Source organism: Streptomyces sp. NPDC111802, from assembly GCF_055634335.1.
This window is the reverse complement of the sequence record NZ_JBVKCZ010000124.1, coordinates 1-6,323: the sequence shown is the minus strand read 5'-3', so window position 1 is coordinate 6,323 and position 6,323 is coordinate 1. Positions and strand designations below refer to the sequence as shown.

At 68.3% G+C, this 6,323-nt stretch carries 3 protein-coding genes and 3 pseudogenes; 2 read left to right on the top strand and 4 right to left on the bottom strand.

From position 1 onward, the window contains the following. From ACZ7NC_RS44025 to ACZ7NC_RS44010, 4 genes and pseudogenes are all read right to left on the bottom strand, one after another. Positions 1–265, bottom strand: a 265-nt coding sequence (locus tag ACZ7NC_RS44025; protein WP_471497709.1) for a helix-turn-helix domain-containing protein, incomplete at its 3' end; no start/stop codon positions are given. A 180-nt stretch (positions 266–445) separates the two neighbouring features. Further along, positions 446–1,853 (bottom strand): annotated as a pseudogene (locus ACZ7NC_RS44020) (IS701 family transposase). 624 nt (positions 1,854–2,477) lie between these two features. Further along, positions 2,478–3,680 carry an IS110 family RNA-guided transposase gene (locus tag ACZ7NC_RS44015; RefSeq protein WP_471497707.1) on the bottom strand — a complete coding sequence of 401 codons (1,203 nt, stop codon included), beginning with the start codon at positions 3,678–3,680 and terminating at the stop codon, positions 2,478–2,480. A 267-nt stretch (positions 3,681–3,947) separates the two neighbouring features. After that, a pseudogene (locus ACZ7NC_RS44010) lies at positions 3,948–4,475 on the bottom strand (IS110 family transposase); the annotation flags it as partial. A 313-nt stretch (positions 4,476–4,788) separates the two neighbouring features. Here ACZ7NC_RS44010 and ACZ7NC_RS44005 point away from each other — a divergent pair. Together ACZ7NC_RS44005 and ACZ7NC_RS44000 are read left to right on the top strand one after the other, a co-directional pair. Further along, entirely contained in the window at positions 4,789–5,733 is a 945-nt protein-coding gene (locus ACZ7NC_RS44005; protein ID WP_471497705.1) for an integrase core domain-containing protein, read from the top strand. Beyond that, a pseudogene (locus ACZ7NC_RS44000) lies at positions 5,730–6,323 on the top strand (winged helix-turn-helix domain-containing protein); the annotation flags it as partial. The gene ACZ7NC_RS44005 and the pseudogene ACZ7NC_RS44000, both read left to right, overlap by 4 nt.

The window sequence follows — 6,323 nt, the reverse complement described above, 5'->3', positions numbered from 1 at the left end:
GCCCGAGGTACTCGGCCAGCTTCTCCTGGCAGCGTGCCGACAGCTTGCACCGCTGCCCGCTCGTGCCCCGCGAGGCCAGCGCCGCCACTCCGCCCCGCTTCCACGCCTGGTACCACTGGTAGGCCGACTTCAGACTCACCCGCAACCGGCAGGCGACCTCCGGCGGTTTGCCCCCCTCGGCGAACAACCCGGCGGCCTCCAGCCGCACCGCCTCGCGGCGCTGACGGCCCTTCGCCGTCAGCCCGCCCCCATCCGCATAGCGCATACCAACGACATAGCGCACAGGTGACAGTCAGTCAGCCCCACGAGCAGATCAACCACCTCGAAGCGCCGAAGTCAGTAGACAGGCTCTGGCGGGCGGATAGCACCGGCGGGCCAGCAGCGTGCAGCCGCCAGCCCGCCTGCTTCAGGGCTACCGGTAGTTCGTTAAACGCGGCAGTAGAGATCAATGCCGTGTCCTGTGGTGACTGCGTCGATCAGGGCCTGGAGTTCGGAGGGTGGGTCTTTGTCGGTCCAGGCTTGCCACCACCGGGTGAGGGTGATGGCCGGGGTGAGCCAGGAACGGATAGCGCGTAAAGCCCTGGGCCAGCAGGGCAGTTGGGGCTGGTGGGGTTCGGCCGGTCCCCTCTCTGGCTCCTCGTCGGGGCACGGGTCCGGCGTGGTGGCGTCGAGATCTCCGGGTGGGGTGAACCAGTGGTCCCAGCAGAAGGAGAAGGCGCAGTTGACCAGGGTCTGGTGGCGGCGGGTGGCGGTATCGGAGCGGACCTGGAAGTCGGCCCAGCCGAGTTCGTCCTTGATCTGCTTGTAGCTCTGCTCGATCCACGGCCGCAATCCATAAAGTCGGACGATCTCGGCGAGGCCGGCGGGCGGGTGCGCCCTGGTGGCGGCGTGAGGTGTGTCGGGGTGGGGCAGGTTGGTGGCCAGGTACCAGGTGGCCTTCTCCGGCAGGCTGGCCGGGTCGGTGGTGGACACGACCAGCCGGCAGGTGAGTCGGGGCCGTAGCCGCCCAGGCGGGCATCAGCGGCCCACCAGGTCTCACTGTGGCCGTCGCGGAAGTGGCGCTCAACCGGTGTCCAGTCGCCGGGATGCTCGGCGTCCTGCCAGGCCAGGCTGTGGGCGGCGTCGATGGGGGTATGCGGCTGGCCGGCACGGGCCCAGGTGCCGCGGTGCGGCTTGAGGTGGACCACGTACGGCAGGCGGGCCTCGCGCAGCGCGAGATACCAGTCGTCGCTGACGCTGTAGGCGCAGTCGGCCACCACCGCCCGGCAGGCGAAGCCTGCCTCCTTGCCGTGTGCCATAAGAGCCGCGGCGATCTGCGGTTTGGTGCGGAAACCGGGGTCGTCCCGGCCCCGCGCGAAGTGGTGGGCGGGGGTGTAGGGCTGTGCGTGCAGGGGGTAGTAGATCCGGCCGTCGGTCCACACCGTGGTCACCGTGACGATGCCGTTGTCCGTCTTGCCGTACCGGCCCAGCCACTGCCGGCCCACGTGCGCGGTCGCCGTGCCGTCCTTGCGGTCCCCGGAATCATCGATCACGATGACCCCGCCGTCATGCGGAGCCGTCGCGGCATGGCCGCGCAGCAGCTCGAGCCGGCGGTCGTTGACCCGCCCAGCGTCCCAGGTGGACTCCGAGAGGAAGAACTGCAGCCGCTGCACCCCTGGTATTCCTGCGCCCGCCACCGGCTCCGCCCCTGCCAGACAGGTGATCGTCTTGTTCCTCTCCCGCGGCGCCAGCAGCCCGCTCAGATACTCCCGGAACCCCCGCCGCTGAGCCAGGCTGACGAAGAGATCATCGAACCGGGCCGCATACTCCTCCAACGGTCCCGGCGCAGGCGGACATGGACGACGAGCCGTCACCTTCGGCCCCCAGCAAGGTGGTTGACTCCCTGCAACCGGCCTATGGGCAATCCGCCTCGCCGTCAACCCGCACTACCGACGAGGTCAACGAACTACCGGTAGTCACGGGGCTTCACCATCCCTTCTTGTAGAAGGCGAGGGCGGTGACGGTTTTGGCGACGAGGGCAATGCCAGTACCGGTTCTCCAGGCTGACGCATGTCTCACGTCGCCACGGCCGACGAGCGCCGACGTGATGACGCGGTTGTTTGGGGGTGCACTCCACCGCGTTGAAAGCCCGCGCCAGCCCGCCGAACGCGCCAGTGCGCCGTGCCGATGTGCGTGGCAGGGCTTCGTGGCTGGGAAAACATGCCTGAGGCGGTGCTGCCTGGCCCCGGCGGAGACGGAGTGAGCGTGCCGTCATGGCTGGGGTGCGCAGACAGCGGCGCGGTCGGGGTCATCCGGCCTGGCCATGATTCCGGTTCGCTAAGGCAGACGTGGTTGGCGGGGTCGCGCTCTAGGACTTGGAGCTGGGTGCTGTGACAGTAGTTCGAAGCGCGACGGAGGTCGTGGGATCTGTTCGGTCCGGGGCCTGCTGGGGGAAGGGCGTGCGTATGGCACAGCTGGGGGGGCCTCTATGTCCTTCGTCAAGCGAGGCGGGGGGTTCGGTGTTCGTAGAAGGTGCCGTCGCGGAGCATCGCGAACAGCACGCTGATGCGATGCCGGGCGAGCCGGAGAAGTGCCTGGGTGTGGGTCTTCCCTCTGGTCCGGCACTTGTCGTAGTAGGCGCGGGAGGCGGGATCGTGCAGGGCCGCGAACGCGGACAGGAACATCGCTCTCTTCAGCTGGCGGTTGCCGCCTCTGGGGGCGTGTTCGCCGTGGATCGATGTGCCCGAGGTCTTGGTGGTCGGGGCGAGTCCGGCGTAGGAGGCGAGATGGGCGGCGCTGGGGAAGCTGGTGCCGTCGCCGACGGTGACCAGCAGGACGGCGGCGGTCCTGGCCGCGACCCCAGGAATCGAGGTCAGGACCGGCGAAAGAGGGTGAGCCTCCAGCAGTTCGCTGATCTGGGCTTCCAGGGCCCGGCGTTGGTCGTGGACGGCTCCGAGTGAGCGGGCCAGCGATGGCACCACGATGTCCAGGGTGCCGGTCCCAGGGACGATCACGGTCTGCTCGTCGAGTGCGTCGAAGACCTCGTCGATCAGTCGCTTCGCCATCCGGGGAGCCTTGGGCCGGATCACTTCGACGAGCCTGCGGCGGCCCGCTTTCCGCAGGGCGGCCGGGGATCCGTAGCGTTCGAGGAGCCAGGTGACGGCCGGGTGATCGAGCCAGGGGCCGAGGACCCGTTCCAAGCTGGGGTGGAACTGGGTGAGCAGGCCGCGTATCCGGTTGCTGGTGCGGGTGGCCTCGGCAGCGAGGTCCTGGTCGAAGCCGACGAGGACGGTGAGCTCGGCGGTGATCTCGTCGGAGAGTTCCAGCGAACGCAGGGTGTGCGGCATGGTGCGGGCGGCGTCCGCGATGACCGCGGCGTCCTTCGCGTCGGTCTTCGCCTCGCCGGGGTAGAGATCGGCGATCCGCCGCATCGCGAGTCCCGGCAGGTAGGCAACCTTGCAGCCCGCGTCGCGGGCGACGGTCAGGGGCAGAGCACCGATCGAGGCGGGCTGGTCCACGATCAACAGCACGGTGCCGAACTTCGCGGTGAGCTTGTCGAACACCGCTCTCAGCTTGGGCTCACTGTTGGGCAGCTGCTTGTCGAAGACCTTCTTGCCGGCCGGGGTCAGCCCGTGGCCGTGGTGAGCACTCTTGCCGACGTCCAGAGCGAAGAACACGTCGACGTCGCTGATGTCGTACAACCCATCCTCCTGAACGGGATTGGTGCAGTGCTGGCCAGGACGTTGGTGCCGTACTCGCGCATCCACGTTATGCAGACCTGCCACCCGCGAGATACCGGGCGTTGCGCTCGGCGGGGCGGTAGTCGGACCTCTCATCAGCGTCTCCATCGGCACCCCTCGGGCCCGGCGACACCACCCCCCAGGTCATCGGTTCGACAGGGGGACACAGTCATACCGGGCCCGGAGGCCAGCGGCCCTCTTGCAGGACCGCGAAGAAGATAACGGGGGCAGGCCGCCGTTGGTCAGGCCGGCGAACGCGGTGAGCGCGGCGGGGAAGAACTCACGCAGCAGCGAGCGAAGTTGGTTGGACAGCTGCTGGATGGCCCAGGCGGTGTCTTGGTGAGCGCGGGCCAGGACCGCGATCGCGCGTACCAGCTCGCTGTCAGCAGGCAGCGGGCGGTGCCGATCGGCGTCCGTGCGCAGAATGTTGGCCAGGGCGATCGCGTCGGCCTGGTCAGACTTGGAACGGGAGGGAGCCGATCGCTCACGATAGCGGGCGCAGGCCAGCGGGTTGATCGCATAGACCGGGCGGCCCGTCGCCCGCAGCGCGGCCACCAACAGGCCGTGGTTGGTCTCGATCGCGACCGGGATCATGGCTTCGGCGCGGTCTCCGTGGTCGGCCAGCACCTGCAGCAGCCGGGCCAGCCCCGCCGCGTCGTCGCCGATGCGCAGCTGTGAAAGCACCTGGCCTCGTTCGTCCACGGCCGCCACATCGTGGTGGCTGTCAGACCAGTCGATCCCGCAGGTCACGTCCATCGCATTCCCCTTCGCCGATCCCGTCATCGTGCAGCTCCGCCTCGGGTCTGCCTCGCCCTAATGGAAGGACTCGCTGGGTCCGACATCTGATAAGCGGTCTGTGGCCCAAGGCTGCAAGCGAGCAGCTCCTCGTCGCCAGGAAGAGCTCGACGGCTCACGGGCATCGCAGGATGCCACCCGCTTCGACCAGGCCGAGGCTATGCGGTGGAGCGGGGTTCCGCCGCGCCTCGTACCGGTCTCGAGGAAGGACTCGAAGGTCACCGTGATCCGTGGGCATCCCGGGGTGACGGAGCCCCGCTTACAACGCCATTAGGTGATCCGCACCCAGGCGGCGATGCCGACTTCGAGGTTCTGTGAGCTGGTCGGCATCCCGCGTCGTACGTACTGCCGCTGGCAGGCCCGCGCCCTTGAAGGCGGCACCGCGGTCAAGGGGCCGTGGCCCGCTCCGGTCGTGGACGTGGCCGAGCCGGTCGTGGCCAAGTACGCGGCCGACTGGCCGGCCTGGGGCCACCGCAAGATCCACTGGTTGATGCGGGCCGACGGCCACACTCTCTCGGCCTCCTCGGTCGAGCGCGCCCTGCGCAGACGGGACTTGCTCCAGCCCGTTGACTACCAGGGCGAACGCCGTGAGCTCGCCAGGGCCCGCAAGGCCGCCTTCGCCGAGGCGCCCACCAGGCCGAACGAGGTGTGGCAGCTCGACTTCTCAGAGTATGAGACCACCGGCGGCGGCATCTGGCGCCTGGCTGGCGTGACCGACTACTTCACCAAGTACGAGCACGGCTGGCCCATCAGCCCGTCCTGCACTGGCACCGACGCGATCGAGGCGGTCAAGATCGCGATCTCCGAGGCCGAACGACTCGGCGGCCGTCCGCTGTCCGGTCTGTTGCCTGTCAGCAGCGAGACGGGCGCGATCCGAAGAATCAAGCTGGTCACCGACAACGGCGGCGCGTTCAAGGGTGCCGCGTTCGCCCGGTTCATAGCATCCAGGCCCGAGCTGCTGCACATCCGCACCCGGGCCAAGAGCCCCGGCCAGAACGGAGTCCGCGAACGGGTCTTCGGCTCGCTGAAGTACGAGCACCTCTACCGTCAGGAGATCGAGGACCTCGACACGCTCGCCCGCGAGGCCGAGCACTACCGGCACATCTTCAACCACGTCCGGCCCCAGGAAGCCCTCGCCGGCCACCGGCCGATCGAGATCTACCGCACCCCGACCCTGCACCCGCAACTTTCAAACAAGATCAGTGAGCCACAGACTTGACGCGGGACATCGTGAGAGAACAAGTTCGTTTTGAGGCTGCTGAGTTGTTTGCTCAGCAGGTTCCGCCGCCGGTGGTGGCCAGGCGGTTACGGGTGTCGCGGAAATCGGCTTATGCCTGGTATGCCCAGTGGCGGGAGGGTGGTGTGGAGTCGCTGCGTTCGAAGGGGCCTTCGGGCCGGCCGTCGCGGATGAAACCTGCCTGGCGGGCATGGCTGGCCCAGGCTCTGGAGCAGGGGCCGGCCGCGCAAGGCTGGATCGAGGACCAGCGGTGGACGACAGCGCGGGTAGCGGTCCTGGTCGCGCGGCGTTTCCATGTCCGCTTCAGTGATGCGCAGATCTGGAGGATCCTGCACCAGATGGGCTTCTCCGTGCAGGTTCCGGTCCATCGGGCTGCCGAGCGGGACGAACAGGCCGTGGCCGCGTGGGTCAAGGAGGTCTGGCCGTCCGTGGAAAGACGGTGAGGGGCCTCGCGTTTCCCGGACAGGGATCTGACTGTCTACTGATTTTTGACTATGGGCTTGATGCCGGTGGAGCGAGTTCGAGGCCGGTTCCGGCGAGGAATCCGATGAGGAGTTCGGGATGGCGCTGGA